The organism is Pseudomonas sp. SIMBA_068 (assembly GCF_046534705.1).
GTDB lineage: Bacteria > Pseudomonadota > Gammaproteobacteria > Pseudomonadales > Pseudomonadaceae > Aquipseudomonas > Aquipseudomonas putida.
Window position 1 is genome coordinate 1 of sequence record NZ_JAWRYI010001039.1, and the last position, 254, is coordinate 254.

The following is a 254-nucleotide window of genomic DNA, read 5'->3' on the forward strand; positions in this document are numbered from 1 at the left end:
GAAATGGCTGAAGGTGTGACGGAACGCAGTAAGCTGCTGCGGTTTTGCATGGATGCCGCGGGCCGCCAGCCAGTCGGTCATCGCCGCTTCCGTTGTGAACTGCGGGAAGCAGAACAGGCCGCCCCACAAGCCCACAGGCGGGCGCTGCTCCAGCCAGACATCATCACCATCCTGCATCATCAGGAACCAGCCGCTGCGCTCTGGCAGCACCTGCTTAGGCTTCTTACCGGGATAGCTCGCCCAGCTGCTGCTGG

At 63.0% G+C, this 254-nt stretch carries 1 protein-coding gene; it reads right to left on the reverse strand.

What is annotated here, in order from left to right:
- On the reverse strand, positions 1-254 hold a 254-nt coding region (locus tag SB756_RS32600; protein WP_410913580.1), incomplete at both ends, for an NUDIX domain-containing protein.